The sequence below is a fragment of the Pseudomonas sp. BS3782 TE3695 genome (assembly GCF_050435305.1).
Lineage (GTDB): Bacteria > Pseudomonadota > Gammaproteobacteria > Pseudomonadales > Pseudomonadaceae > Aquipseudomonas.
In genome coordinates this window covers 2,081,265-2,107,874 of sequence record NZ_JBNDKB010000001.1, presented here as the reverse complement: position 1 = coordinate 2,107,874, position 26,610 = coordinate 2,081,265, and the positions used below count along the sequence as shown (strand labels likewise).

General features: G+C 59.7%; 21 protein-coding genes. 15 read left to right on the top strand and 6 right to left on the bottom strand.

The features are described 5' to 3' along the window. Positions 1-192 precede the first annotated feature (192 nt). The 11 genes from ABH909_RS09545 (at position 193) to ABH909_RS09495 (ending at position 12,834) form a co-directional block, all read left to right on the top strand. Positions 193-1,044, top strand: a complete 852-nt coding sequence (locus ABH909_RS09545) for an MIP/aquaporin family protein (protein ID WP_429432590.1) — start codon at positions 193-195, stop codon at positions 1,042-1,044. Between the two features lie 76 nt (positions 1,045-1,120). Beyond that, the gene (gene glpK / locus ABH909_RS09540; protein ID WP_095632279.1) at positions 1,121-2,626 is read left to right on the top strand and encodes a glycerol kinase GlpK; all 1,506 of its coding nucleotides are present in this window, start codon (positions 1,121-1,123) and stop codon (positions 2,624-2,626) included. An 83-nt stretch (positions 2,627-2,709) separates the two neighbouring features. Continuing rightward, positions 2,710-3,465: a DeoR/GlpR family transcriptional regulator gene (locus tag ABH909_RS09535; RefSeq protein WP_095632280.1), complete on the top strand. Its 756-nt coding sequence runs from the start codon at positions 2,710-2,712 to the stop codon at positions 3,463-3,465. Positions 3,466-3,795: 330 nt separating this feature from the next. Next, on the top strand, positions 3,796-5,334 hold the full coding sequence (glpD, locus tag ABH909_RS09530) for a glycerol-3-phosphate dehydrogenase (protein ID WP_429432586.1): 1,539 nt from the start codon (positions 3,796-3,798) through the stop codon (positions 5,332-5,334). A 460-nt stretch (positions 5,335-5,794) separates the two neighbouring features. Next, complete coding sequence (locus ABH909_RS09525; RefSeq protein WP_429432583.1) at positions 5,795-6,709, top strand: glutamate/aspartate ABC transporter substrate-binding protein; 915 nt, start codon at positions 5,795-5,797, stop codon at positions 6,707-6,709. Between the two features lie 193 nt (positions 6,710-6,902). Continuing rightward, positions 6,903-7,649, top strand: coding sequence for an amino acid ABC transporter permease (locus ABH909_RS09520; RefSeq protein WP_429432580.1), 747 nt, complete (start codon positions 6,903-6,905; stop codon positions 7,647-7,649). Further along, on the top strand, positions 7,649-8,320 hold the full coding sequence (locus ABH909_RS09515; RefSeq protein WP_429439807.1) for an amino acid ABC transporter permease: 672 nt from the start codon (positions 7,649-7,651) through the stop codon (positions 8,318-8,320). The genes ABH909_RS09520 and ABH909_RS09515 overlap by 1 nt, the downstream gene beginning before the upstream one ends. Further along, on the top strand, positions 8,317-9,051 hold the full coding sequence (locus ABH909_RS09510) for an amino acid ABC transporter ATP-binding protein (RefSeq protein WP_429432577.1): 735 nt from the start codon (positions 8,317-8,319) through the stop codon (positions 9,049-9,051). Before ABH909_RS09515 ends, ABH909_RS09510 begins: the two co-directional genes overlap by 4 nt. Before the next feature lie 218 nt (positions 9,052-9,269). Then, positions 9,270-11,171: a sensor histidine kinase gene (locus ABH909_RS09505; RefSeq protein WP_429432574.1), complete on the top strand. Its 1,902-nt coding sequence runs from the start codon at positions 9,270-9,272 to the stop codon at positions 11,169-11,171. After that, complete coding sequence (locus ABH909_RS09500) at positions 11,168-12,496, top strand: sigma-54-dependent transcriptional regulator (RefSeq protein WP_052966168.1); 1,329 nt, start codon at positions 11,168-11,170, stop codon at positions 12,494-12,496. Before ABH909_RS09505 ends, ABH909_RS09500 begins: the two co-directional genes overlap by 4 nt. 8 nt (positions 12,497-12,504) lie before the next feature. Next, positions 12,505-12,834 carry a GlpM family protein gene (locus ABH909_RS09495; protein ID WP_185047110.1) on the top strand — a complete coding sequence of 110 codons (330 nt, stop codon included), beginning with the start codon at positions 12,505-12,507 and terminating at the stop codon, positions 12,832-12,834. Between the two features lie 161 nt (positions 12,835-12,995). On the opposite strand, the gene ABH909_RS09490 is transcribed toward ABH909_RS09495, so the two are convergent. Next, positions 12,996-13,661 carry a DsbA family oxidoreductase gene (locus ABH909_RS09490; RefSeq protein WP_429439804.1) on the bottom strand — a complete coding sequence of 222 codons (666 nt, stop codon included), beginning with the start codon at positions 13,659-13,661 and terminating at the stop codon, positions 12,996-12,998. 139 nt (positions 13,662-13,800) lie between these two features. On the opposite strand from ABH909_RS09490, the gene ABH909_RS09485 reads away from it, so the two are divergent. After that, complete coding sequence (locus ABH909_RS09485; RefSeq protein ID WP_429439801.1) at positions 13,801-14,121, top strand: DUF6124 family protein; 321 nt, start codon at positions 13,801-13,803, stop codon at positions 14,119-14,121. A 192-nt stretch (positions 14,122-14,313) separates the two neighbouring features. Here ABH909_RS09485 and ABH909_RS09480 read toward each other — a convergent pair whose 3' ends face one another. Continuing rightward, complete coding sequence (locus tag ABH909_RS09480; protein ID WP_429432570.1) at positions 14,314-15,348, bottom strand: alpha/beta fold hydrolase; 1,035 nt, start codon at positions 15,346-15,348, stop codon at positions 14,314-14,316. A gap of 232 nt (positions 15,349-15,580) precedes the next feature. Between ABH909_RS09480 and ABH909_RS09475 the strand changes: the two genes are divergently transcribed. Both ABH909_RS09475 and ABH909_RS09470 read left to right on the top strand, forming a co-directional pair. Continuing rightward, on the top strand, positions 15,581-20,485 hold the full coding sequence (locus tag ABH909_RS09475) for a dermonecrotic toxin domain-containing protein (RefSeq protein ID WP_429432567.1): 4,905 nt from the start codon (positions 15,581-15,583) through the stop codon (positions 20,483-20,485). Between the two features lie 79 nt (positions 20,486-20,564). Continuing rightward, positions 20,565-21,146 (top strand): hypothetical protein, encoded by a 582-nt coding sequence (locus tag ABH909_RS09470; protein WP_429432564.1) that lies wholly within the window; start codon positions 20,565-20,567, stop codon positions 21,144-21,146. A 56-nt stretch (positions 21,147-21,202) separates the two neighbouring features. On the opposite strand, the gene metE is transcribed toward ABH909_RS09470, so the two are convergent. Next, the gene (gene metE / locus ABH909_RS09465) at positions 21,203-23,515 is read right to left on the bottom strand and encodes a 5-methyltetrahydropteroyltriglutamate--homocysteine S-methyltransferase (protein ID WP_429432561.1); all 2,313 of its coding nucleotides are present in this window, start codon (positions 23,513-23,515) and stop codon (positions 21,203-21,205) included. Between the two features lie 120 nt (positions 23,516-23,635). Here metE and metR point away from each other — a divergent pair, with 120 nt between their 5' ends. Beyond that, a complete protein-coding gene (gene metR / locus ABH909_RS09460) occupies positions 23,636-24,553 on the top strand; it encodes a transcriptional regulator MetR (protein WP_429432558.1) in 918 nt (305 codons plus the stop codon). Positions 24,554-24,964: 411 nt separating this feature from the next. On the opposite strand, the gene ABH909_RS09455 is transcribed toward metR, so the two are convergent. The 3 genes from ABH909_RS09455 to ABH909_RS09445 are packed head-to-tail and all read right to left on the bottom strand — an operon-like array spanning position 24,965 to position 26,578. Next, complete coding sequence (locus ABH909_RS09455; RefSeq protein ID WP_429432555.1) at positions 24,965-25,480, bottom strand: N-acetyltransferase family protein; 516 nt, start codon at positions 25,478-25,480, stop codon at positions 24,965-24,967. A gap of 1 nt (position 25,481) precedes the next feature. After that, positions 25,482-26,120 (bottom strand): LysE family translocator, encoded by a 639-nt coding sequence (locus tag ABH909_RS09450; protein ID WP_429432552.1) that lies wholly within the window; start codon positions 26,118-26,120, stop codon positions 25,482-25,484. 23 nt (positions 26,121-26,143) lie between these two features. Then, entirely contained in the window at positions 26,144-26,578 is a 435-nt protein-coding gene (locus ABH909_RS09445) for an NUDIX hydrolase (RefSeq protein ID WP_429432549.1), read from the bottom strand. Between the last annotated feature and the right edge of the window lie 32 nt (positions 26,579-26,610).

The following is a 26,610-nucleotide window of genomic DNA, read 5'->3' as shown; positions in this document are numbered from 1 at the left end:
TGACTGACAGTTCACTTTCGACCTTTGACAGCAGCGTTTCTTGTCTATATTTTTTCGAATCTGAATACTGTACGAATGTCTCACCGCAGCACCCAGCAGTAAACCGAGCACAGGATGGGGTCCTGCCTCGGTGAAAGTCGCGCTTTGGCTTTGGTCAAAAAGCGCCAGACAACAACAAAAACGAGGTTTTCAATGACAACTGCTTTACAACAACCGACGCTCTCAAGCCAATGCATGGCTGAGTTTCTGGGTACTGCACTGCTGATCTTTTTCGGTACTGGTTGCGTTGCCGCGCTCAAGGTCGCGGGCGCCAGCTTCGGGCTGTGGGAAATCAGCATCATCTGGGGGGTTGGCGTCAGTATGGCGATCTACCTCACCGCCGGCGTTTCCGGTGCGCACCTCAATCCTGCCGTGAGTATCGCGCTCAGCATTTTCGCTGACTTCGAAAAGCGCAAACTGCCTTTCTATATCTTCTCCCAGGTGACTGGCGCCTTCTGCGGGGCCTTGTTGGTTTACACGCTGTACAGCAACCTTTTCTTCGATTTCGAACAAACCCACCAAATGGTTCGTGGCACCCAGGCCAGCCTTGAATTGGCGTCGGTGTTCTCCACTTTTCCGAACCCTGCTCTGACCACTGCCCAGGCCTTTTTGGTTGAAGTGATCATCACCGCCATATTGATGGGCGTGATCATGTCGTTGACCGACGACAACAACGGTCTGCCCAAAGGGCCGCTGGCGCCGTTGCTGATCGGTCTGCTGATTGCCGTGATTGGTAGCTCGATGGGCCCGTTGACCGGTTTCGCGATGAACCCGGCCCGCGACTTCGGTCCTAAACTGATGACTTTCTTCGCCGGCTGGGGTGAAATTTCCTTCACTGGCGGGCGCGATATCCCGTACTTCCTGATCCCGATTTTTGCACCGATTGTCGGTGCCTGCCTCGGTGCTGCAGCGTATCGCGGGCTGATTGCCCGTCATCTGCCCAGCGCCATACCTGCTACAAAGGATGCAGCACCGGCCATTGACGGCAAACCAAGAACGTCTTGAAACCGTTGGCGCGTGATCCTGCCCATGTGGCCCCGCGCCTGACCTCACTTCCTAATTTTCGTCCAAGGCAATCGACATGACCGACATACAGAATAAGAACTACATCATTGCCCTCGATCAGGGTACGACCAGCTCCCGCGCGATCATTTTCGACCGTGACGCGAACGTGGTCTGCACCGCCCAGCGCGAATTCGCGCAGCATTACCCGCAAGCCGGCTGGGTCGAACATGACCCGATGGAAATCTTCGCCACCCAGAGCGCCGTGATGGTCGAGGCCCTGGCGCAAGCCGGCCTGCATCACGATCAGGTCGCAGCCATCGGCATCACCAACCAGCGCGAAACCACCGTGGTCTGGGACAAGACCACCGGCCGCCCGATCTACAACGCGATCGTCTGGCAGTGCCGGCGCAGCACCGAAATCTGCCAACAGCTCAAGCGCGATGGCCATGAGCAATACATCAGCGACACCACCGGCCTGGTCACCGACCCGTACTTCTCCGGCACCAAGCTCAAGTGGATCCTCGACAACGTCGAAGGCAGCCGTGAACGTGCGCGCAAGGGTGAACTGTTGTTCGGCACCGTCGACAGCTGGCTGATCTGGAAATTTACCGGTGGCAAAGTACATGTCACCGACTACACCAACGCCTCGCGCACCATGCTCTTCAACATCCACACGCTGGAGTGGGACGCGAAGATGCTGGAGGTCCTCGACATCCCGCGCGAGATGCTGCCAGAAGTTAAATCCTCGTCCGAGATCTACGGCCACACCAAAAGCGGCATCGCCATTGGCGGTATCGCCGGCGACCAGCAGGCGGCGCTCTTCGGCCAGATGTGCGTCGAGCCAGGCCAGGCGAAAAACACCTATGGCACCGGTTGCTTCCTGCTGATGAACACCGGCGACAAAGCGGTGAAATCCAGACACGGCATGCTCACCACCATCGCTTGCGGCCCGCGTGGCGAAGTGGCCTATGCCCTGGAAGGCGCGGTGTTCAACGGTGGCTCCACCGTGCAGTGGCTGCGTGATGAGTTGAAAATCATCAACGACGCCCACGACACCGAATACTTCGCCAACAAGGTCAAGGACAGCAACGGCGTTTACCTGGTGCCAGCCTTCACCGGTCTGGGCGCTCCGTACTGGGACCCGTATGCCCGTGGCGCATTGTTCGGCCTGACGCGCGGCGTACGCGTGGATCACATCATTCGTGCCGCGCTGGAGTCGATTGCCTACCAGACCCGCGACGTTCTGGACGCCATGCAACAGGATTCCGGCGAGCGCCTGAAATCCCTGCGCGTGGACGGCGGCGCAGTCGCAAACAACTTCCTGATGCAGTTCCAGGCAGACATTCTCGGTACGCAAGTCGAGCGTCCGAAAATGCGCGAAACCACCGCATTGGGCGCGGCTTATTTGGCGGGTCTTGCCTGCGGCTTCTGGGGCAGCCTGGACGAGTTGCGCGGCAAGGCAGTGATCGAGCGCGAGTTCGAACCGACACTGGACGAAACCGCGAAAGAAAAACTCTACGCCGGCTGGAAAAAAGCGGTCAGCCGCACTCGTGATTGGGAACCGCATGAGGGTGCTGAATAAGCCAAGGTCGGGTTCTAACTGGTAGGGAGCGGATTCCTGCGGCATCATGGGCAAATTTTGCACGGCAGCCCAAAGGAAGCCCCATGAATCTGCCTCCCCGTCAGCAGCAAATCCTCGAACTGGTCCGCGAGCGCGGCTATGTCAGCATCGAGGAAATGGCCCAGCTGTTCGTCGTTACACCGCAAACCATCCGCCGCGATATCAATCAACTGGCGGAAGTCAATCTGTTGCGTCGCTACCACGGCGGTGCAGCCTACGACTCCAGCGTCGAAAACACCGCCTACGCCATGCGCGCCGATCAGATGCGCGATGAAAAACAGCGTATCGGCGAAGCCATTGCCGCTCAGATTCCCGATCACGCCTCGCTGTTCATCAATATCGGCACCACCACCGAATCCATCGCCCGGGCGCTGCTCAACCACAACCACCTGAAGATCATCACCAACAACCTGCATGTAGCCTCGATGCTCAGCGCCAAGGACGATTTCGACGTGCTGCTGACCGGTGGCAACGTGCGACGTGACGGTGGCGTGGTGGGTCAGGCGAGTGTCGACTTCATTAACCAGTTCAAGGTCGACTTCGCCCTGGTCGGTATCAGCGGCATCGATGAAGATGGCAGCTTGCTAGATTTCGATTATCAGGAAGTGCGGGTATCCCAGGCGATCATTGCCAATGCCCGGCAGGTGATTCTGGCAGCCGACTCCAGCAAATTCGGGCGCAACGCCATGATTCGCCTGGGGCCGATCAGCCTGATCGATTGTCTGGTCACCGATCAACCGCCTTCGCCGGCCTTGGCGCAGTTGCTGAGCCAGCACAAGATTCGGTTGGAAGTGGTTTAACCCCTCTCGGAAACAGCGCGCTCCCTTGTGGCGAGGGAGCTTGCTCCCGTTCGGCTGCGCAGCAGACGCAAATCAGATGACATGCTCCTTCTGAAATACCCCGATTGCCGGTTTTAGGGCTGCTTCGCAGCCCAGCGGGAGCAAGCTCCCTCGCCACAAAAGCCCCTCCTGCGCTCACTCAATGTTCGTAAATTTTCCTTTAACCGCCTTTCGATCAGTATTTTCAATCGAAGTTGACTGGCTGTGCGCGTCTTTATGGGCTAGTATTTTCGCAAATGAACATTAATGTTCGAATTCCAATATAGAAAATCAAAAGCCCGAGGCCAGCCGATGCCCACTTCTACCTTGCCTATGCCCCCACTCGCCGAGGTTTACGATATTGCCGTCATTGGCGGCGGGATCAATGGCGTGGGGATTGCAGCGGATGCCGCCGGTCGCGGTCTTTCGGTGTTCCTTTGCGAAAAGGATGACCTGGCCAGCCACACTTCGTCGGCCAGCAGCAAGCTGATCCACGGCGGCCTGCGCTACCTCGAACATTACGAATTTCGCTTGGTGCGCGAAGCCCTCGCCGAGCGTGAAGTGCTGCTGGCCAAGGCGCCGCACATCGTCAAACAGATGCGTTTCGTGTTGCCGCACCGCCCGCACCTGCGTCCGGCCTGGATGATCCGCGCCGGCCTGTTCCTTTATGATCACCTGGGCAAGCGAGAAAAACTCGAAGGCTCGAAAAGCCTGAAGTTCGGCCCGGACAGCCCGCTGAAAAGCGAAATCACCAAAGGCTTCGAATATTCCGATTGCTGGGTCGACGATGCACGTCTGGTGGTGCTCAACGCCATGGCCGCCCGCGAGAAAGGCGCTCACGTCCATACCCAAACCCGTTGCGTCAATGCCCGTCGCACCAAGGGCCTTTGGCACCTGCACCTGGAACGCGCCGATGGCAGCCTGTTTTCGATCCGCGCCAAAGCACTGGTGAACGCAGCCGGCCCGTGGGTTGCCCAGTTCATCCGTGACGACCTGAAGATGGAATCGCCGTACGGCGTCCGTCTGATCCAGGGCAGCCACCTGATCGTGCCGAAGCTGTATGAAGGCGAACACGCGCACATTCTGCAAAACGAAGATCAGCGCATTGTCTTCACCATCCCGTATCTGAATCACTTCACCCTGATCGGCACCACCGACCGTGAATACACCGGCGACCCGGCGAACGTCGCGATCACTGAAGGCGAAACCGATTACCTGCTCAAAGTGGTCAACGCCCACTTCAAGAAGCAAGTCAGCCGCGACGATATCCTGCACAGTTATTCCGGCGTGCGTCCGCTGTGCAACGACGAATCCGACAACCCGTCGGCCGTCACCCGCGACTACACCCTGGCATTGTCGGGCAGTGCCGACGAAGCGCCGCTGCTGTCGGTGTTCGGCGGCAAACTGACGACTTACCGCAAACTGGCCGAGTCGGCGCTGGCGCAACTGGCCCCGTACTTCACGCACATCAAGCCAAGCTGGACTGCCAGCGCGCCCCTGCCCGGCGGCGAAGACATGACCACGCCGCAGGCCTTGTGCTCGCGGATCCGCGACAAGTTCGACTGGGTACCCACCGAAATCGCCCGACGCTGGGCCACCACGTATGGCAGCCGCACCTGGCGCATGCTCGAAGGTGTGGAAAACCTCAACGATCTGGGCGAACACATCGGCGGCGGCCTCTACACTCGTGAAGTCGATTACCTGTGCAGCGAAGAATGGGCGACCACCGCCCACGACATTCTGTGGCGCCGCACAAAGCTTGGGCTGTTCACGACCCCGGCGGAACAGCAGAAGCTCAAGGATTACCTGAACAAGGTCGAACAGAACCGCAGCAAGATCGAAGCGGCCTGATCGGGAGTCCGGTTAATCCGGTTAAAACGAAACCCCCTGAATCTCATGATTCAGGGGCTTTTTGCATTCTAGAGAACACCATTGATCAACTGTGGGAGCGGGCTTGCTCGCGAAGACGGACTAACATTCAACCTATCCGTCGGCTGATAGACCGCTTTCGCGATGCAAGCCCGCTCCCACAGGGTATGTGCAAGTCATGGAATTGCATTCGGTTTTCCGAACGCGACTTGCCAGTCGATTCGGTAAACCGGATCGCCCAATAGAAAATTCAACGCCACAAATATTTAATATCCTTATAAATCAATAACTTGATCTATATCGCCTGGCCTGGCACGAGTCATGCTCTACACTCTTGGACGAATGCCTGCTGCGCCAACACTTCAGGAGCCCTCAGGCATTCGAAGCACCAAAAAGGGCCGATGAACTGGCTCCATATAAAAACAATGTCGAGGAAAATTTGATGCGCATCGTTCCCCATATCCTGGGCGCAGCCATTGCTGCCGCTCTGATCAGCACGCCAGTTTTCGCCGCCGAACTCACCGGCACACTGAAGAAGATCAAAGAGTCCGGCACCATCACCCTCGGGCATCGTGACGCTTCCATTCCGTTTTCCTACATCGCGGACGCTTCCGGCAAACCGGTTGGCTATTCCCACGATATCCAGCTGAAAGTCGTCGAAGCCCTGAAGAAAGAACTGGACTTGCCGAACCTGCAGGTCAAGTACAACCTGGTGACCTCGCAGACCCGTATTCCGCTGGTGCAGAACGGCACCGTGGACCTGGAGTGCGGCTCCACCACCAACAACGTAGAGCGTCAGCAGCAAGTTGACTTCTCCGTCGGCATCTTCGAAATCGGCACCAAACTGCTGTCCAAGAAAGATTCCCCGTACAAAGACTTCGCCGACCTCAAAGGCAAAAACGTCGTGACCACCGCGGGCACCACGTCCGAGCGCATCCTCAAGTCGATGAACGCCGACAAGCAGATGGGCATGAACGTGATCTCCGCCAAAGACCATGGCGAGTCCTTCCAGATGCTGGAAACCGGCCGTGCCGTTGCTTTCATGATGGACGACGCCTTGCTGGCTGGCGAAATGGCCAAGGCCAAGAAGCCGACCGACTGGGTCGTGACCGGTACTCCACAGTCCTTTGAAGTCTACGGTTGCATGGTCCGCAAGGGCGACGCGCCGTTCAAGAAAGCTGTCGACGACGCCATCGTCGCGACCTACAAGTCCGGCGAGATCAATAAGATCTACGAAAAATGGTTCATGCAGCCAATCCCGCCAAAAAACCTGAACCTGAACTTCCCGATGAGCGAAGAGCTCAAGGCCCTGATCGCCAATCCGACCGACAAAGCGGCTGACGAAAAGAAATCCTGATTTCTGACTAACCTTATCCCCTGAGAGAGCCTTTGCCCTTTCAGGGGTTGTCACTCCCTGCTGGCATTTTCTGGAAACACTCGAACCGGTGGTTGTCGAGCCGCTCGTGTGTGCCTGATCTTCAAGATCGGGCGGGAACGGAGCTTCCCCAGGCGGGCATTTGTAAATCGATCGAATCCGAGGGGAGACCCTAATGAATTACAACTGGGACTGGGGCGTGTTCTTCAAGTCCACCGGCGTGGGCAGCGAGATTTATTTCGACTGGTACCTCTCCGGTCTGGGCTGGACCATCGCCATCGCCATCGCAGCCTGGATCATCGCGCTGCTGCTGGGCTCGATTCTGGGCGTCATGCGCACGGTGCCGAATCGCATCGTATCGGGTATCGCCACCTGCTACGTCGAACTCTTCCGTAACGTGCCGCTGCTGGTTCAGCTGTTCATCTGGTACTTCCTGGTGCCCGACCTGCTGCCTGCGGACATCCAGGAGTGGTACAAGCAGGATCTCAACCCGACGACCTCGGCGTTCCTCAGCGTCGTCGTGTGCCTGGGCCTGTTCACCACCGCTCGCGTTTGCGAACAAGTGCGCACCGGTATCCAGGCGCTGCCCCGCGGCCAGGAAGCCGCCGCTCGCGCCATGGGTTTCAAGCTGCCGCAGATCTACTGGAACGTGCTGCTGCCCCAGGCTTACCGCATCATCATTCCGCCGCTTACCTCGGAATTTTTGAACGTGTTCAAGAACTCCTCCGTCGCGTCGCTGATCGGCCTGATGGAGCTGCTCGCGCAGACCAAACAGACTGCCGAGTTCTCCGCCAACCTGTTCGAAGCCTTCACCCTGGCAACGCTGATCTACTTCACGCTGAACATGAGCCTGATGTTGCTGATGCGTTCGGTCGAGAAAAAAGTCGCCGTACCGGGCCTGATTTCCGTAGGGGGTAAATGATGGAATTCGACTTCTCGGGCATCATTCCGTCCCTGCCGGGTTTGTGGAACGGCATGATCATGACCCTCAAGCTGATGGCGCTGGGCGTGATCGGCGGGATCATCCTCGGCACGCTCCTGGCGCTGATGCGCCTGTCCCACAACAAACTGCTGTCGAGCATCGCCGGCGCCTACGTTAACTATTTCCGCTCGATCCCGTTGCTGCTGGTCATCACCTGGTTCTACCTGGCGGTGCCGTTTGTATTACGCTGGATTACCGGCGAAGACACCCCGATCGGCGCGTTCGCCTCCTGCATCGTGGCCTTCATGATGTTCGAAGCCGCGTATTTCTGCGAAATCGTGCGGGCTGGCGTGCAGTCGATCCCCAAGGGCCAGATGGGCGCTGCCCAGGCGTTGGGCATGGAATACGGCCAGATGATGCGACTGATCATCCTGCCGCAAGCGTTTCGCAAGATGACCCCGCTGCTGCTGCAACAGAGCATCATTCTGTTCCAGGACACCTCTCTGGTGTATGCGGTAGGTCTGGTGGACTTCCTCAATGCCTCGCGTGCCAGTGGCGACATCATCGGCCGCTCCAATGAGTTCCTGATCTTTGCAGGTCTCACGTACTTCACAATCAGCTTTGCCGCCTCGCTGCTGGTCAAGCGTCTGCAAAAAAGGTTTGCCGTATGATCTCTATCAAGAATGTCAACAAGTGGTATGGCGACTTCCAGGTACTGACTGACTGCAGCACCGAGGTCAAAAAAGGCGAAGTGATTGTGGTGTGCGGGCCGTCTGGCTCCGGCAAATCCACCCTGATCAAATGCGTCAACGCCCTGGAACCGTTCCAGAAAGGCGACGTGATCGTCGATGGCACATCCATCGCCGACCCGAAGACCAACCTGCCGAAACTGCGTTCGCGCGTAGGCATGGTGTTCCAGCATTTCGAACTGTTCCCGCACCTGAGCATCATCGACAACCTGACCATCGCGCAAATCAAGGTGCTGGGCCGCAGCAAGGAAGAAGCGACCAAGAAAGCCCTGCAATTGCTTGAGCGCGTCGGGCTGTCTGCCCACGCCAAAAAGCACCCGGGCCAACTCTCCGGTGGTCAGCAACAGCGTGTGGCGATTGCCCGTGCGCTGGCGATGGACCCGATCGTCATGCTGTTCGACGAACCGACCTCGGCGCTGGACCCGGAAATGGTCAACGAAGTACTCGACGTGATGGTGCAACTGGCCCACGAAGGCATGACCATGATGTGCGTGACCCACGAAATGGGCTTTGCGCGTAAAGTGGCCGACCGGGTGATCTTCATGGACCAGGGCAAGATCATCGAAGACTGCAAGAAAGAAGAGTTCTTCGGCGACATCACCGCCCGCTCCGACCGCGCGCAGCATTTCCTCGAGAAGATTCTGCAGCACTAAGACGGTACTGGCTTGCCCTTGTGGCGAGGGAGCTTGCTCCCGCTGGGTCGCGCAGCGGCCCCAAAACCTGAAAACGCATTGTGTCTGACACACCGCATTTACCGGTTTTACGACTGCTTCGCAGCCGAGCGGGAGCAAGCTCCCTCGCCACAGGTTCCGCGTTCGACTGGAAACCAGTGCAAGCCCGTTGCCACGCTGGTTGACCCAAGGCATCTGTGATGAAATGCGACTCCACTCTCTATCGCGCCGCGCCGCCATCACTCGCCGTGAAACCCCGTTTGATTCGCCATCTGTTCCTGCCGCCGCTGGTCATCGCCCTGATGATCGGATTGGGTTACATCGGCTTCTGGGTCAGTGAACACTACGGAATTCTCAACCTTAGCGAGAATGGCCAGCGCCAGCTGGAACTGCACGCCCGCGCCGTCGAGAGCGAGATCAGCAAGTACACCTACCTGCCCAGCCTGCTGGAACTCGAATCCAGTGTTTCAAAACTGCTGGCCGATACGTCGCCGGAACATCGGCAGACGGTTAACGAATACCTTGAAGGCCTGAACCGGCGCAGCCGCAGTCGGGCCATTTATGTGATGGACACCACCGGTCGCGTACTGGCCACCAGCAACTGGCGCGATGTCGACAGTTATCTGGGTGAAGACCTGTCCTTCCGTGCCTATTTCCAGAATGCCGTGCGCGGTCAGCCGGGGCGTTTCTATGGCATCGGCAGCACCAGTGGCGAACCCGGTTATTACCTGGCGCATGGCCTGGAAGAGCACGGCAAGATCATCGGCGTCGCCGTGGTCAAGGTCCGCCTCGAAGCCATGGAAGAACGCTGGCAGCGTGCGCGCCTGGAAGCCTTCGTCAGCGACGAGAACGGCATCATCATTCTCTCCAGCGATCCGGCGCGGCGGCTTAAATCGGTTGTGCCATTGAGCGAGGAAACCAAGGAAAAACTGGCCCGTAGCCTGCAGTACTACTGGTTTCCGCTGAATGAACTGCAACCGCTGGCACGGGAGAAACTCGCCGAAGGCGAAGAAAAGCTGACCTTCCCCGCCAACAGCGAATTGATGTCCGAAGAAGAGAACATCAGCTATCTCTCGCAAACCCGGCCGCTGAGCGACACCCCATGGAACTTCACCCTGCTCACCCCCCTGCAGGATTTGCGCCGTGAAGCGATCAATCAGGGGATTCTGGTGGCGGTGGCATTTGCCCTGGTGGCGTTTCTGCTGATCGCCTGGAACGAGCGGCGCAAGGTGATCGCCACCCGCCTCGCGGCACGGGAAGCCTTGCAGGAAGCCAACAATCAACTGGAGCGTCGGATTACCGAACGCACCACCGACCTGCGCGCCAGCAACGAACGGCTCAAGGGCCAGATCCGTGAACGCCGGCAGGCGGAAGAGACGTTGCGCCGCGCCCAGGATGAACTGGTCCAGGCCGGCAAACTGGCGGCCATCGGCCAGATGTCCACCAGCATCGCCCACGAATTGAACCAGCCGCTCGCCGCCCTGCGAACCTTGTCCGGCAATACCGTGCGCTTTCTGGAACGCGGTCAGCTGGATGTCGCCAGCACCAACCTCAAGACCATCAATGAACTGATCGACCGCATGGGCCGGATCACTGCCAGCCTGCGTTCCTTCGCCCGGCGTGGCGATGACAAGGGCCAGGCCAGCCTCGGCAAAGCAGTGGACGCTGCCCTGCAGTTGCTGGGTAGCCGGGTGGAAAGTGCGCACCTGCAATTGCACCGCGATTTCAAAGACGTACAACTGCAGATCGACCAGACCCGCCTGGAACAGATCCTGGTCAATCTGATCGGCAACGCGCTCGACGCCATGCAGTCGCAGCCCCAGCCGGCGTTGTGGCTCGAGGGCGAGGCGTTCGATGGCAAGTATCGTCTGCGGGTACGCGACAACGGCCACGGCATCGATGCCGAAGCGCGCAAGCATCTGTTCGAACCGTTCTTCACCACCAAACCGGGCGAACAAGGCCTGGGCCTCGGCCTGACGCTGTCGGCAAGCCTGGCCGCCGCCACTGGCGGGCATCTGGGTGTCGAACACCCGGCCAGCGGTGGAACCACTTTCGTTCTCAGTTTACCGTTGGTAAGCCCCACTCCCGCCGAGCCAATATGAACAACGACCTTAGTGTGCTGATCGTCGAAGACGACCCTCATGTCCTGCTCGGCTGCCAACAGGCGCTGACCCTGGAAGACATTCCCTGCGTGGGCGTGGGCAGCGCCGAAGAAGCGCTGGAACGTGTCGGCGATAACTTCGCCGGCATCGTCATCAGCGACATCCGCCTGCCGGGCATCGATGGCCTGGAACTGCTGACCCGGCTCAAGGCCCGCGATCGCAGCCTGCCGGTGGTGCTGATTACCGGCCACGGCGACATATCCATGGCGGTCGGCGCGATGCAGAAAGGCGCCTACGACTTCATGGAGAAACCCTTCTCCCCCGAACGCCTGGTGGACGTCGCCCGCCGTGCGCTGGAGCAACGCAGCCTGGCGCGGGAAGTGTCGTCGTTACGTCGACAGCTGTTCGAGCGCGACTCCCTCGAAGGCCGGATCATCGGGCGCTCGCCGGCCATGCAGAACCTGCGGGAACTGATCGCCAACGTCGCCGATACTTCGGCCAACGTGCTGATCGAAGGCGAGACCGGTACCGGTAAGGAATTGGTTGCGCGCTGCCTGCACGACTTCAGCCGTCGGCACACCAAACAGTTCGTCGCGCTGAACTGCGGTGGCCTGCCGGAGAACCTGTTCGAAAGTGAAATATTCGGCCACGAGGCCAACGCCTTCACCGGTGCCGGCAAGCGGCGGATCGGCAAGATCGAGCACGCCGACGGCGGCACGCTGTTCCTCGATGAAGTAGAAAGCATGCCCCTGCCGTTGCAGATCAAACTGCTGCGGGTGTTGCAGGAACGCACCCTCGAACGCCTGGGTTCGAACCAGAGCGTGGCGGTGGATTGCCGGGTGATCGCCGCGACCAAGTCCGATCTGGATCAATCAAGCAAGGCCGGCGAGTTTCGCAGCGACCTGTATTACCGCTTGAACGTGGTGACCCTGGAACTGCCGCCGTTGCGCGAACGCCGCGAAGACATCCTGCAATTGTTCGAACACTTCCTGCAGCAGTCATCCCTGCGCTTCGACCGCGCGGTGCCAGAGCTGGACAACCAGACCCTGTCGAACCTGATGAGCCATGACTGGCCAGGCAACGTGCGCGAATTGCGCAACGTCGCCGAGCGTTTCGCATTGGGCCTGCCGGCCTTCAAAAAATCCGGCACCAATGGCAGCAATCAGGGCCTGGCCTTCGCCGAAGCGGTGGAAGCGTTCGAACGCAACCTGCTCAGCGACGCCTTGCAGCGCAGCGGCGGCAACCTGACCCAGGCCAGCCAGGAACTGGGGATGGCCAAGACCACGCTGTTCGACAAAGTGAAAAAATACGGGCTGAGCCACTGATGGACCTGATATTCAAAGCGACCCTGGGCGCGGCGGTGGTGGTGATTCTGGCCATGCTGGCCAAGACCAAAAACTATTACATCGCAGGCCTGGTGCCGCTGTTTCCTACCTTTGCGCTGATCGCTCATTACATCGTCGGCAAGGGGCGTTCGCTGGATGATCTGAAAACCACCATCGTGTTTGGCATGTGGTCGATCATTCCGTACTTCGTCTACCTGGCGACCTTGTATGTGATGGTCGACCGGATGCGGCTGGAGGCTTCGTTGGCGGTGGCGGCGGTGGCATGGTTGATGGCGGCGACGGTGCTGGTCAGCGTTTGGGTTCGCTTGCACGCCTGACCATCCACGCTTGTATTCTGTGAGCTGTGGCGAGGGAGCTTGCTCCCGCTCGGCTGCGCAGCAGCCGCAAAACCGGTGTACTCGGCGTGTCTGACGGAAACAGTTCGTTGTTATTGGGGCTGCTGCGCAGCCCAGCGGGAGCAAGCTCCCTCGCCACAATTTCAGCTCACTGTTCCGCCCTTGGCCTCACTCATAATCTGGCGAATCGCACCGATAAACGTCTCCACCGGCTGCCCGCCACTGACGGCGTACTGCCCGTTGAACACCACCGTCGGCACCGAACTCACGCCGCGCGATAACCACAACTGTTCTTCTTCGCGAACTTCTTTGGCGAATTCGTCGGACGCCAGGATCGCCTCGGCCCGCTGCCGGTCCAGCCCCACGCTTTCGGCGATCTGCGCCAATTGTGCGTGATCGGACGGATTGCCGCCCTCGGTGAAATACGCCTTGAACAGCGCGTCTTTCAGGTTGAACTGCAACCCTTCCAGCCCCGCCCAATGCAGCAAGCGGTGAGCATCGAACGTGTTATAGATACGGCTGCTGCCGTCCGTGCGAAAGGCAAACCCGACCTCGGCGCCACGCGCGCGGATCATTTCGCGATTCTTCTGCGATTGCTCAGGCGTCGAGCCGTACTTTTCGCTGATGTGTTCGGTGATGTTCTGGCCTTCGGGGCCCATCTTCGGGTTCAGTTCGAACGGCTGGAAACGGATCTCGGCCTGGACTTCGTCACCCAGCAAATCCAGGGCACGGGTCAGGCTATATAGACCGACGACGCACCAGGGGCAGGACACGTCGCTGACGAAATCGATTTTCAGGGGGGTACTCATCATTTACCTCGCAGGCTTGAATCGCGCCGGAAAGTTCGAACGATACACCCGAGGGGCCAAAGCGCGCAGCAGATCCCTTGTGGGAGCGGGCTTGCTCGGGTAGAAACCGGAGACATCCTTTACGTTTTAAACCGGAGACATCGTTTCCCCATACGAAACCCCAGGCTCCAAAAAGCTCAACGAAGCCGCCGACCGCGCCCTCGATTACTACCTCAAACCGGTCATTCCCAAAGACACCCCACGCAAACCCAGCACCCTTTACTTGGTCGCCCCCGACGCCAATGACGAAACCCTGCTGGTCAACGCCTGCGAATCTCTGGCGGCGGCGAGCGTGATGCTGAGTGATTTCGCGGGGCAGCTGAACGGCCCGCAGCGCAACACCGTGCTCGGCATCCAGAACTCCGTCATGCTGGGTGAACTGGCGGTAAACCGGATGCTGGAAAACTTCATTCCAACGTAAACCAGCCTCCACTGTCATTGAGGCGCTTTTGTGGCGAGGGAGCTTGCTCCCGCTCGGCTGCGCAGCAGTCGTAAACAGGTCAATGCGGATTACCTGAGACTCAGCAGCCTGTGCAGGATTGGGGCTGCTTCGCAGCCCAGCGGGAGCAAGCTCCCTCGCCACAAGAGCTCGCTTCCACATTGGATTGGGGTGTTACAGGAGATTGTGTTCGGCCACCGGATCGATCTGCGCCCAATGCGAGGTGTCTTCGCGGTGGGCCTGCAAATACGGCAACACCGCCGCCAGTAACGGCGCCTTGAACGCCTCCTGGAAACGATGCGCCAACCCCGGAATCAGCTTCAATTGACTGCCGCGAATGTGCGCCGCCAGATGTACGCCGTGCATCACCGGCAACAACGGATCGGCGGTGCCGTGAACCACCAGCGTCGGCACCCGCAATTGATTGAGCAGTGCCACACGGCTCCGTTCAGCGAGGATCGCCATGATCTGGCGCTTCACGCCCTCCGGGTTGAACGCCCGGTCATAAGACTGCGCCGCCTGCTGCAACAACGCCTGCCGGTCATCGCTCACCGCCGGGCTACCCAATGCCGCCAGCAAATCGGCCTGTTGCTCCAGTGCTACTTCGCGATTCGGCGCACCACGTCGCGCGAGTAACTGCATCAGTGCCGCACTTGGCGCTGGCAAACCTTCGGCCCCCGAGCTGGTCATCAGCAAGGTCAGGCTCTCGATGCGCTGCGGTGCCATGGCCGCCATATGCTGGGCGATCATCCCGCCCATGCTGGCGCCCAGTACGTGGAATTGCTCGACGTGCAAGGCACTCATCAGGCCGAAGGCATCGTCGGCCATGTCGGTCAGGGTGTACGGCGCCGATACCGGCAAGCCGAGTTTGTAGCGCATCACTTCGAACGTCAGGTTGGCATCGACCGGCGTCTGCCGCCATGTGGAGAGACCCACATCGCGGTTGTCATAGCGGATCACCCGAAAACCCTGCTGACACAACGCAACCACCACCTCGTCCGGCCAGTGAATCAACTGCCCGCCCAAGCCCATCACCAGCAACAAGGCAGGGTCCGAGGCACGGCCAATGCTCTGGTAGGCCAGGCTCACCTGTTCCAGATCGACTCGCTCGGTCGGAACATTGACATCGCACCGCGAAGCCGCCAGGGATGGCAAGCTGAACAATAAAGCGGCCAGAAAAGTGGCCGCCGATAACAAAAAAGCACGCATGAAAAACACCGAAACGCAGAACTCCAGTAGAGCGCGAGTCTGATGAAGTTTGTTCAAGCGCGCTGCCACAGTTACGTGACAGTTTGATGAAGATTGCCGAGTGGTCATCCCCAGAGCGCAGGATAAGCGCGCATCTATATAACTATGTACCACCAGCCCCCCTCATAACTGACCTCTAATCGCCTCGACGCCGGAACAACCCGGCGTCCTTGCCCTCTGGAGACCAGTCGCCATGCCCGACACCCCCAAGCCCACATTGGCCGATTTCGGCCTGTCCTACCCTCTTTCACCCAACCCCGATCAGAGCCTGTTGTTGACGGCCTCAGCGCGCTGGCGCGACTGTCGCCAGCAATGGCTCGAACTCATGGCCCAAATCCCGCAAGCGCGCGCCTCGATCAACCAACTGCTCAAGGATCACTGGGATCTCGACGGTAACCGGGTCGGTCTAGGGATCTTCACCACCGCCAATCGGCCAGAACATTTTGTCAGCCTGACCCAAGCTTGTGCTTTTGTGCTGCAACAGCCTGCAGTCGAAGTTTCACTCAACGCACGCTGCGTGGTAATCGGTCTTGCACGGGAACACCGCCTCTACGGCAAGTCCCCAACCGAATTGCTCGAAGAGCTCAAAAGCCTGAACCCGGAGCGCCTGCTCAATGACACATGGGAGCGTTGGTGGAATGCCCGGGCGCCCGGCACGGCAATATCGCGCCGCACTCTGGCTGTCCGGTTATATCGTCAGCACTTCGAAGCCTCCAGCCAGGTAGCCCATGCCCAGCGCGTTTTGACGGCCGAACAGATGAAACCCCTGCTGGCGCTGATCGATGCCTTCAGCGCCAGCGTGGCTGTCGACGTCCCGCCGATGGTTATCCATCAGGTGGCGTTCAGGTTCACTGACGATCTGCGAGTCGAGTTGCCCGGGGTTTTACTCATCAGTACCGAACAACCGGCCGCGCAGTGGCTGTACCTGCCAGAACAGCAACCGGCCTGGAAGCACTTCCAGCACCGTCATGAGGTGGAAAACTGGCTGATCACCCACCCGCAACAGACGCTCGGAATGTCCCGGGTCGGCAGCATCAGCCTCGAATACACCCGCATCGAAACCATGCCGCTGGAAGTGGCTGCCGAGCAGTTGATTGCGCGTGTATCGGTCGCCTGGATGAACCGTATTCGTCAGGGCAATGGCAGCGATATCACCGAGCATGGCGCCACTGCGCTAGACGCCGCCGACCGGCTGGATCAGCAACACGCTGTTTTTGCCGAGCCTGCAGAACAGCCGGTAGTCATCAACCCCGAAGGACAAAGCGGCGACAGTATTGCGCAGTTCGGTTTGCTCAACCCCGACATTGCGCTGGACACTCGCCAGAGTGCCGTGGCGTACCACTGCGCAGCCCTCGAAACCTTGCTTGGCACAGATTTCGCGGGCGATCTGGATGACCCTCGCCTGCAGAACCTGAAACAACTCCTCGACGCCCTGACAGTCGCCGAACAGGCCAGCCACACCGCCGCGTCCGCATTACTGAATGCACGCGACGTGCTGAAGATGCTGGAGCTGCGTCATACACCGAACCCACATTACACCGCGCTGCATCAGGCACGGCTGACGGGGTTGCGCGTCGAATCCGAGATTCAATTGACCCTGAACCAGATCAGTTCCCAAGAGCACCAGATGCTCAAGGCTGTTCTGGATGCTCCCGTTCGGGTGGACCGCAATGCCGAGGTCGCGGTTGCGCGGCTGACACTGTCGACCACCGAAGATGACAACGGCAGTCCTCAAACCGAGGAACTGGACGGCGTGCTGCTGATCGCGCATCCGTCGGTACTGCGCGGCACCGGGTCGCACAGCCTGTTGCTGTACTGGCCCGGCCGATTCGGTGGCTTGCAGCGTTTTGCTTCACGGCGGGCACTGGAACAAGCGCTGTTCAAACTGAGCACCACCGACGACGTATTGGCCTTGCAGTTGAGCGAGCTGACCGGCGACCCTTTCCAATACACGTTGCAGGATCAGCTCTACCGTTGTGAACAGCAGGTTGTTCAACTGATTGCCGACAACCCTGTGCCATCCCATGCCAGGCAACGAGCAGCGGCGCTGGAAGAATTACGCGAACGCACCCTCGCCCGCCTGACAGTGCCGATACCCGCCGCTCGGGAACTGGCCTTCGCGCAACTCCTGGAGCAAAACCATAGCAGTGCACTGGCGCGAGCGCTGCCGCAGTGGTTCGGCACGCTGTCTGATGCTCGGCGTTTGCAGCTCAAGCGTCTGTTCAAAACCTACATCGCGGCCATGAAGCATTCCCATGAACTGCTCGAAAGGGACCTGCCGTCACGGGAAGATTTCAGCAAAAAACGCATCGACGCCCGCCTGCGCCAGGACTTTTCCCTTACGCAAGGCTTTGCGGTGACGATTGATCTGCCCGACTCGACGCAATGGCAGAAGGTCGCGATCGAAGGCGCCGCACCGGGAACACCTCAAGAGAATGTACTGATCGCCAGCAAAACCCGTAGCAAACTGTCCCTTGTCGAACTGGCGCAATCGAACATCGATCAGCCCCTGTGGTGGCGACTGTCGTTCATGCAGGTCGAAGTCACCGCGGATACCGAGCCAGATCGCACAGCACTGAAAACCGGCATCACCCCGCCTTACCTGCGCAAACTGGTGACCGAGCTGGATCTGGCCGGCCACTATGAGACACAGATCCGCCACGCGTTTCTTGGCGCGCCCGGCGCGTCGGCCTTCGACCTTGAATATCGCCATGAACGCCTGACCGAACCCTGGCGCCTGATGCTCAAACTGCAAGGTGAGTTCGCCTTGTTGCAACGGCAGATCGATGCCCATGGACAACACGTGCTGAATATCGCCATCGATGCCAATACCCGGCAAGCCTTTGCAGCCCAAGGAAAGCGTATCGTGCTGCTGCCGGCCCATCTGACCGTGGGTGGCGAGGATACGCCACATCAAGGCCCGAGCACTTTGTCCGGTATCATCTTCATCGAGGAACAGGTCAGCGGCCTGACACTGCTCTATTTACCGCAGGCCCCGGACGGGATCTACCTGCGCCAGTACGACAGCCTTGAGCAGGCACGCCAAAGCCTGTTCAACCTGTGCCTGCAGACCGGCATGATCAACTATCTGGCCGACCGCGCGTTGACGGGGGATTTCGTCCTTCATGTCAGCCGGATCAATCAGGCCCTGCTGCGCAACTTCACTGCGCTGATCGGCGTCGGCATCGCATGGCCAGCCACCACGTCCCTGGCCGCGCACTTGCTCAATGTGCATATGGGGCGCTTGCTGGAAGCCCATCGAAGCACCTCCCGCTCCAACGACGCGTTGTATCTGGAGCGCTGTGCATTGCAGTCCGGTGCGATGTTCAATTACCTGAAAATGGCCTTGGGCATGGTGCCTTTCGTGGGGACGGCGGTCGCGCTGTATGACGCCTGGGGCAGCGCCAACCTGGCGGTCGCCGCCTTCCTGCGGGGCGATGTCGGTCATGGCCTGGCCGACGTTGAATCGGTGTTGCTGTCATTGATCGACGCGGCCATGGATCTTCTTCCTGGCGCCGCTGCGACACCCGGTGCAGCCCGTGCCGTCGCCCGCCATCGCCAGTTGCGAGCGCTGGCCGGGAAAGCCGGGGCCATGCGAGTGCCCTCGCGGCAACAGGCCCGTAGCGTCCTCGATTACTTCAAAGGCTATGAATATGAACACGAGATTTCTCTGGCGGGCCTGCAACCGGCCACACACGGGATCTATCGCAATGTCTACCGGCATGCCAACGGCGACTTCATGATCAGCCAGGGGCGCATCTACCGGATCGAGTTGAGCGATGCCCCGCGTGGCTGGCGCTTGTACGGCACCTGGGCACGCGCCTACAAACAACCCATCGCCCTTGACGAGGCCGGCCACTGGAACACCCATTACGCCGTGCATGGCACCTTGATGGAGGGCGGTGGCGCGGGTGGCGGTGCGGCGCTCGGGCATCTGGCCGACGGCATGGACCCGCTCTGGCCCGCCGCCATTCGCCACAGGCTGCCCCGCTGGTGGACTGATCGGCACTTGCGCCGCCAACTGACCCTGACCAACACCGCCGACGCCTATACCCGACGTCTGGACACTCAAACACGCAGCACTAACGTAGCCATGGAGCGCTATTACGACAGCGCCCCGGCCCAGCGCCCTCCCCTGCGATCGTCTCTGGAAAGCGCCTGCCTGACCGATATCGAGATCGCCCGGAACAGCTATCAGAACCTGGCGGACCTGTTGCCCTTGAGCCATGGCAGAAAACGCACACAGATCGAGGACTTGCAAAGCCGCAGCGCCTGGGTGGTAGTCGACCGGACGGTACACCGAATCCAGTTCGCCAAAGAACGCCTGGTGGAACACCTCGACCGGATCGATGAACTCCTTACCCGTTCAGACACCACGCCCATCAACGACACCCGTGCCCACTTGCGTCTGATGGAACAACGCAAGAACACGCGCAAAGCCTTCCTCCAGGAATTCGATCAGGCGCATGCCGCCGTAGAGCAGGTCAATCTCTGGAACCGCCGAATCACCCAGCGGGAGCATAAAGCCAGAATGGCGGCTGACGTGGCGACCGTGAACAAAACGTTAAGCGAGACCAATTACCGTTACCTGAAAACAGCTCACCTCCTTGAGATCATCAGTCGTGTCGATGCCGTCGATGACACCACCTGGCTCTATTTCCACGCGCAACTGAAACAGGCCCGCACCCAAGTGGGGCGCGCACTCTTTACCCAGCACAATCTGCCGCAAGTACGTGCCAGCCTGACCCAGCGTAATCGGGTATTCGAAGACTGCCTGGCAACCTACACCGATTTCCGTCGCAACCTGAACGCATGGACACTGGGTTACCCGCAACATCTGGATCTGGAGCAAGTCGCGCCGTTTCTGGACAACCTGGCAAAGGTCGAAGAGCTCGCGCGAAACGCTCTGCGCAATCGCACAGCGATCACGCCAACGGAGGGCACAACCGGCAAGAAACTCTTTGAAACCGAAGACAGTCGACTGCTGGTCGGCGTCGAGCACACAGACGCCGCCACTCGGCAAAAGCGCTTCACGATGCGTCGACGGCCGCACGGAAACCTGGCTACCGCGCTCCAGCGGCAAATACCACCTCAGTGAACCTGCCGCGTCGTCGCAAACGCCGCTGGCCTCGGATGTGCAGCCGTTGCTGGCCGAAGCCAGAAAAAGACTCGCGGCGGTGCCCACTTATAAAAACAGAGTCGAGGGTTATGCCCGGCAAGACATGCTGCCGGTGGACCTGGAACACATGATGAGCATCGAGGCCAGCGAGTTGTCGATGCGCGCCCAGGCCATCGAACGTCTCTCGCCCCATGATCCGCTGGTACGGCAGTTGTCCGATCAGGCCCGGGACCTTACGCGAGCCGGACGCACCTTGCGCATCGAGCAGTCCATGAACAGCAAAACCCCGACTGAGGGTTATCTGGACTACCTGCTGGAACAACGGGTGGTGGATATCCGCAAGGAAGGCGGATTGCGGGATCTGGGCAAGCGCCCGGACGGTCGGCGGGATTTTCTGCAGGAGTATGAAGTTCGCGATTTGACCCGCCAGCCGCCGCAACCACTGTGGTATGCGCACTTTCATTACACCTCGGCGAAGTCTGCGTTCAACTTCGTCAAAGGTCATCTGAAATTGCCTGAACAGCGCAACCTGGGCCTGCAATGGCAACAGGCGCAAGCCAGCAGCGGCGCTCCGGTGGAGTCGATCTGGCGGGGCGACATCGGCAAACCGCTGGCGCTCAAACACTTTCCATCGCTGTGAAACACGACAACGGAGCGTGCGACGCGCGCTCCGTTGCCAGTCAATTAGCGGGCGGGTCAAGCCAATTGACTGCGCAACTGCCGCGCCGCTGCAACCATGTTCACCAGCGCCGCTTCCGTCTCCGGCCAGGCTCGGGTTTTCAAACCGCAATCGGGGTTGATCCACAAGCGCTCGGCCGGAATGCGCTTAACGGCCTTGCTTATCAACTTGACCATTTCGGCGGTGTCCGGCACCCGTGGCGAATGGATATCGTAGACGCCCGGGCCGATGTCGTTCGGGTAGTCGAACGCTTCGAAGGCTTCCAGCAATTCCATGTCCGAGCGCGAGGTTTCGATGGTGATCACATCGGCGTCCATGGCCGCGATGGACTCGATCACGTCGTTGAATTCGCTGTAGCACATGTGTGTGTGAATCTGGGTTTCGTCACGCACGCCCGATGCACTCAAGCGGAAGGCTTCCACCGCCCAGTCGAGGTATTCCTGCCATTGCGCCCGGCGCAGTGGCAGCCCTTCACGGAAGGCGGCTTCGTCGATTTGCACGATCTTGATGCCAGCGTTTTCCAGGTCCACCACTTCATCGCGCAAGGCCAGGGCCAGTTGCTGCACCTGAATTTTGCGCGAGACGTCTTCGCGCGGGAACGACCACATCAGCATGGTCACGGGCCCGGTGAGCATGCCTTTCATGACCTTGTCGGTGAGGCTCTGGGCATAGGTGATCCAGTCGACCGTCATCGGCTTCGGACGGCTCAGGTCACCATAAATGACTGCCGGTTTGACGCAGCGCGAACCGTAGCTCTGAACCCAGCCGAACCGGGTGAACAGGTAGCCGTCCAGTTGTTCGGCGAAGTACTCGACCATGTCGTTGCGCTCGGCTTCACCGTGCACCAGCACGTCCAGGCCCAGGCGCTCCTGGATTTGCACGGCGTGGCGGATTTCGCAGTGCATGGCATCGGTGTAATCGTTGGCCGACAGCTTGCCTTGCTTGAAGGCCTGGCGCGCCAGACGGATCGATGCGGTCTGTGGAAACGAGCCGATGGTGGTGGTCGGAAACGCCGGCAGTTTCAACCGCGCCTGTTGTTGTGCGATGCGTTTGGCAAACGGCGAGTGACGCTGGCTGTCCGCTGCGCCGATGGCATTGATTCGGGCCTGAACATCCGTTTTGTGGATACGCGGAGATTGAGCGCGACTGGCCGCAATGGCGCGGCTTTCAGCCAGGGCGGTTTGCACTTTGGGCGATTGCGGATCGTTGAGGGCATCACGCAGCACGGCAATTTCGCCGCACTTCTGCACGGCAAATGCCAGCCAGCTTTTCAGTTCCGGGTCGAGTGTGTCTTCACGCTCCAGGTCCACCGGGCTGTGCAGCAGCGAGCAGGAACTGCTGACCCACAAGTTATCGCCAAAGCGTTCCTGGGCTGGCTGCAGTTGCGCCAGCACTTGCTCCAGCTCGCAGCGCCAGACGTTGCGACCGTTCACCAGACCCACCGAGAGAATTTTGTAAGTCGGCAGACGATCCAGCACCTGACCGAGTTGATCCGGCGCGCGCACCGCGTCGATGTGCAAACCTTGCACTGGCAGGCTGACAGCCAGGCCGAGGTTGTCTTCCAGGCCACTGAAGTAAGTCGCCACGAGTTTTTTCAGCGGCGAGTATTGAAGGATGTGATAGGCGCGTTCGAAGGCGTTTTTCCAGGCCTGTGGCAGGTCGAGGGTGAGAATCGGTTCGTCGATCTGCACCCATTCCACGCCTTGGGCCGCGAGGCGACCGAGGATTTCGCCGTAGATTGGCAGCAGGCGCTCCAACAGATCGAGCTTGTCGAAGTCATTGCCTTTGGCCTTGCCCAGCCACAGGTAAGTCAACGGGCCGATGATCACCGGTTTGACGTTGTGGCCCAGGGCTTTGGCTTCATCGACTTCGTCGAACAGCTGTTCCCAGCTCAGTTTGAATTGTTGGTCTGCGTTGAATTCCGGGACCAGGTAGTGGTAGTTGGTGTCGAACCACTTGGTCAGTTCCTGAGCGTATTGCGCCTTGCCATGTTCGCCGCCACAGCAGACCGTAGTAGCACCACGGGCCATGGCGAATAGGGTGTCGAGGGTCGGCAGGCCACGTTTATCTTTGGCACTGTCAAAACGCTCCGGGATCACGCCGAAGGTCAGCGAGTGAGTCAACACCTGGTCGTACCAGGCGAAGTCGCCTACAGGCAGCAGGTCGATGCCAGCGTCTTTCTGCAATTGCCAATGGGTGGCGCGCAATTGGCGGCCGACGCTTTTCAGTGCGTCCTGGTCAAGATCACCTTTCCAGTAGGCCTCAAGGGCTTTTTTCAGTTCGCGGTCGGCGCCGATGCGCGGGAAACCAAGTGTGTGGGCCAAGGCCATGGTGAGAGTTCTCTCTATAAAGGACGCTATAAAACATGGTGCTATTGTCGACAGCCCACCCAACATGAGACAAACTCAACCTTTTCGTGTTGATCACAAGTTTTCCTCATGGAGCCCCCGGTGCTTGAAATCCGTCACCTGAAAACCCTGCACGCCTTGCGTGAAGCCGACAGCCTGGTGGATGCGGCCGACCGCCTGCACCTGACCCAGTCGGCGCTGTCCCACCAGTTCAAGGAGCTGGAAGAGCGCATGGGCATGCCGCTGTTCGTGCGCAAGACCAAACCGGTACGCTTCACCAGTGCCGGCTTGCGCCTGCTGCAACTGGCCGACGCCACCCTGCCCCTCCTGCGTGGCGCCGAGCGCGACATTGCGCGGCTGGCCGGCGGCACGGCGGGGCGTTTGCACATGGCGATCGAGTGTCACAGTTGCTTTCAGTGGCTGATGCCGACCATCGATCAGTTCCGCGACGCCTGGCCGGAAGTCGAGCTGGACCTGGCATCAGGTTTCTCTTTCGCCCCGCTGCCGGCGCTGGCCCGAGGCGATCTGGACCTGGTGGTGACCTCCGATCCGCTGGAACTGGTCGGGATCACTTACGTGCCGTTGTTCACCTACGAAGCCATGCTTGCGGTGGCTAATCAGCACCGCCTGGCGAGCAAGCCGCACATCGTGCCCGAAGATCTGCTGACGGAAACCTTGATCACCTACCCGGTAGAGCGTGATCGGCTGGACATCTTTACCCGCTTCCTGGAACCGGCCGACATCGAACCGGCCCAAGTGCGCACCTCGGAACTGACGGTGATGATGATGCAACTGGTGGCCAGCGGTCGTGGCGTGTGCGGCATGCCCCATTGGGCGCTGCATGAATACAGTTCACGGGGCTATGTGAAGGCCAAACGATTGGGGGAAAAAGGCCTGTTCGCGACGCTCTATGCCGGGATTCGCGCCGACATGCTCGATGCACCTTACATGCGCGACTTTTTGCTGACGGCCAAGGACACGTCGTTTTCGACGCTGGATGGGGTGAGTGCAGTTCGCTGAAATCCTGTCGATTCTGATCAAAGTTGGAGGGTGATTGTTCAGGCCTCATCGCGGGCAGGCCCGCTCCCACAGATATCTGCTTTGATTAGAAGACTTGTGAACGACATCGATTACTGTGAGAGCGAGGCTTGCCCGCGAAAGCGGTGTGTCAGCCCACAGCAGTTTTGAATGTGAAACCATCTTCGCGGGCAAGCCTCGCGCCTACAAGGGATCGGGGTGGTTTCAGAGCTCGCGCCCACAGGCTTGGCGTCCCCGAGGCTAGCGAAGAACCTGTGGCGAGGGAGCTTGCTCCCGTTCGGCTGCGCAGCAGTCGTAAAACCGGTGTACGCGGAGTGTCTGAAAATAGGTGGTTGCGGGTTTTGGGGCCGCTTTGCAGCCCAGCGGGAGCAAGTTCCCTCGCCACACCAGCCCTTATGCCAAAGATTCAGCGGTGAGCTCTCGCCACATATGGATCTTGTCGAAGTAGTCCTCACCGACCCGCACGGCCAGCGGCTCAAGCCCGAACTGCACGAAGCCGCATCGCTGATACAGCTTGAAGGCGGCTTCGTTGCCAGCGGTGACGGTCAGCTGGATCAGCTTCAGGCCTTGGTGAGCCTGGGCTTCAGCCAACGCGGCCTGCACCAGTTGATAACCGAGCCCGCGCTGGCGAACCTTGCCGGTCACGTACATGCCGAACAGCGTCGCCTTGTGCCGGGCCTTTTCCCGCGGCTCGAAGGCCAGCCCGACGATGCCTGCCAGTTTTCCCTCCTCGAACGCCCCGAACACCCGCTCCAGCTTGCCCGTCAGGCGCGATTCCCACCAACTCAACGGCATCACCGCGCGCTCGCGTACGCTGGAGGTGAACGCCTGGGGATGCAAGTCATAGGCTTCGAGCATCAACGCCCGGTAATCCAGGGCATGGCTGGCATCAAGCCGTTGAATCCACATTTCAGGCCACTCGCCGCTGCTCGAGCATCAAGCGCACCGCCAACCCGGACAGCACCAAACCCATGAAGTAACGCTGCATCGCCAGCCAGTTCGGGTTGTTGACGAACCAGGAGGCGATGCCTGCGGCGAACAGCGCGATCAGCAGGTTGACGCTGAAGCTCACGCTGATCTGGGTCAGGCCAAGGATGATGCTCTGGGTGAATACCGAACCGTGCTCAGGGCTAATGAATTGCGGAAACACCGACAGGTAAAACACCGCGATTTTCGGGTTCAGCGCGCTGGTGAGAAAGCCCATGGTGATCAGCTTGCGGGACGAGTCCGCCGGCAACTGCTGCGCCTCGAACGGCGAACGCGCACCGGGCTTGACCGCCTGCCAGGCCAGCCACAACAGGTACAACGCGCCGGCCCACTTCAACACTTCATAGGCCATCGGCACGGCCACGAACACCGCAGTCAAACCCGCGGCGGCCGCGAATAGGTGCACCAAAAACCCCGCGACCACGCCCAGCAACGAAGTCACGCCGGCCTTGCGCCCCTGGCAAATTGAACGAGAGATCAGGTAGATCATGTTCGGCCCGGGCGTGAGCACCATCAGCAACGCCGCGGCGGCAAAAATCAGTAAGTCTTGAAGCGGGATCATGGGCGCTCTCCGTCCTTGGATGATCAGGCAGTTTCGATCAGTGAGGCTCGATAAAACGGCAGGATGAGGTCCCGTGTCAATGGCGCCAGCATGACATCACCGTCGGTGGCCGGATCGATCCAGCACACCTCTTCGATTTCCGCCGCTGGGGAAACGTGCGAGTCGATGGTCAATTGAAAGAGCTCGGCCTGTACGACAAAACCCGGCTCATTGGCTGCTGGTGCCGAGAATTGTCCCAAGTAAGCGGCGTGCGCTGGATCGATCACCAGGCCGAGTTCCTCTTCCAGTTCACGGGCGAGGGCATGGACCGGTTGCTCATGGGCCTCGATCTTGCCTCCTGGCTGCATGAACGCCTGGGTGCCGCGCTTGCGCACCAGCAAGGTGCGACCGTCGGGACCGATCAGCAGGGCAGCGGCGATGTGGATAATGCGGGGCGAAGCGGCGGATGGAAGCGTCATGGATCAGGATAGGCCTTGGGTAAAAGACGCAA

What these genes read in the sequence shown, in the direction of transcription:
- ABH909_RS09545 (WP_429432590.1), top strand. Translation starts at nt 193, where the DNA reads ATGACAACTGCTTTACAACAACCGACGCTCTCAAGCCAATGCATGGCT.
- glpK (WP_095632279.1), top strand. Translation starts at nt 1,121, where the DNA reads ATGACCGACATACAGAATAAGAACTACATCATTGCCCTCGATCAGGGT.
- ABH909_RS09535 (WP_095632280.1), top strand. Translation starts at nt 2,710, where the DNA reads ATGAATCTGCCTCCCCGTCAGCAGCAAATCCTCGAACTGGTCCGCGAG.
- glpD (WP_429432586.1), top strand. Translation starts at nt 3,796, where the DNA reads ATGCCCACTTCTACCTTGCCTATGCCCCCACTCGCCGAGGTTTACGAT.
- ABH909_RS09525 (WP_429432583.1), top strand. Translation starts at nt 5,795, where the DNA reads ATGCGCATCGTTCCCCATATCCTGGGCGCAGCCATTGCTGCCGCTCTG.
- ABH909_RS09520 (WP_429432580.1), top strand. Translation starts at nt 6,903, where the DNA reads ATGAATTACAACTGGGACTGGGGCGTGTTCTTCAAGTCCACCGGCGTG.
- ABH909_RS09515 (WP_429439807.1), top strand. Translation starts at nt 7,649, where the DNA reads ATGGAATTCGACTTCTCGGGCATCATTCCGTCCCTGCCGGGTTTGTGG.
- ABH909_RS09510 (WP_429432577.1), top strand. Translation starts at nt 8,317, where the DNA reads ATGATCTCTATCAAGAATGTCAACAAGTGGTATGGCGACTTCCAGGTA.
- ABH909_RS09505 (WP_429432574.1), top strand. Translation starts at nt 9,270, where the DNA reads ATGAAATGCGACTCCACTCTCTATCGCGCCGCGCCGCCATCACTCGCC.
- ABH909_RS09500 (WP_052966168.1), top strand. Translation starts at nt 11,168, where the DNA reads ATGAACAACGACCTTAGTGTGCTGATCGTCGAAGACGACCCTCATGTC.
- ABH909_RS09490 (WP_429439804.1), bottom strand. Translation starts at nt 13,661, where the DNA reads ATGAGTACCCCCCTGAAAATCGATTTCGTCAGCGACGTGTCCTGCCCC.
- ABH909_RS09480 (WP_429432570.1), bottom strand. Translation starts at nt 15,348, where the DNA reads ATGCGTGCTTTTTTGTTATCGGCGGCCACTTTTCTGGCCGCTTTATTG.
- ABH909_RS09475 (WP_429432567.1), top strand. Translation starts at nt 15,581, where the DNA reads ATGCCCGACACCCCCAAGCCCACATTGGCCGATTTCGGCCTGTCCTAC.
- metE (WP_429432561.1), bottom strand. Translation starts at nt 23,515, where the DNA reads ATGGCCTTGGCCCACACACTTGGTTTCCCGCGCATCGGCGCCGACCGC.
- ABH909_RS09455 (WP_429432555.1), bottom strand. Translation starts at nt 25,480, where the DNA reads ATGTGGATTCAACGGCTTGATGCCAGCCATGCCCTGGATTACCGGGCG.
- ABH909_RS09450 (WP_429432552.1), bottom strand. Translation starts at nt 26,120, where the DNA reads ATGATCCCGCTTCAAGACTTACTGATTTTTGCCGCCGCGGCGTTGCTG.
- ABH909_RS09445 (WP_429432549.1), bottom strand. Translation starts at nt 26,578, where the DNA reads ATGACGCTTCCATCCGCCGCTTCGCCCCGCATTATCCACATCGCCGCT.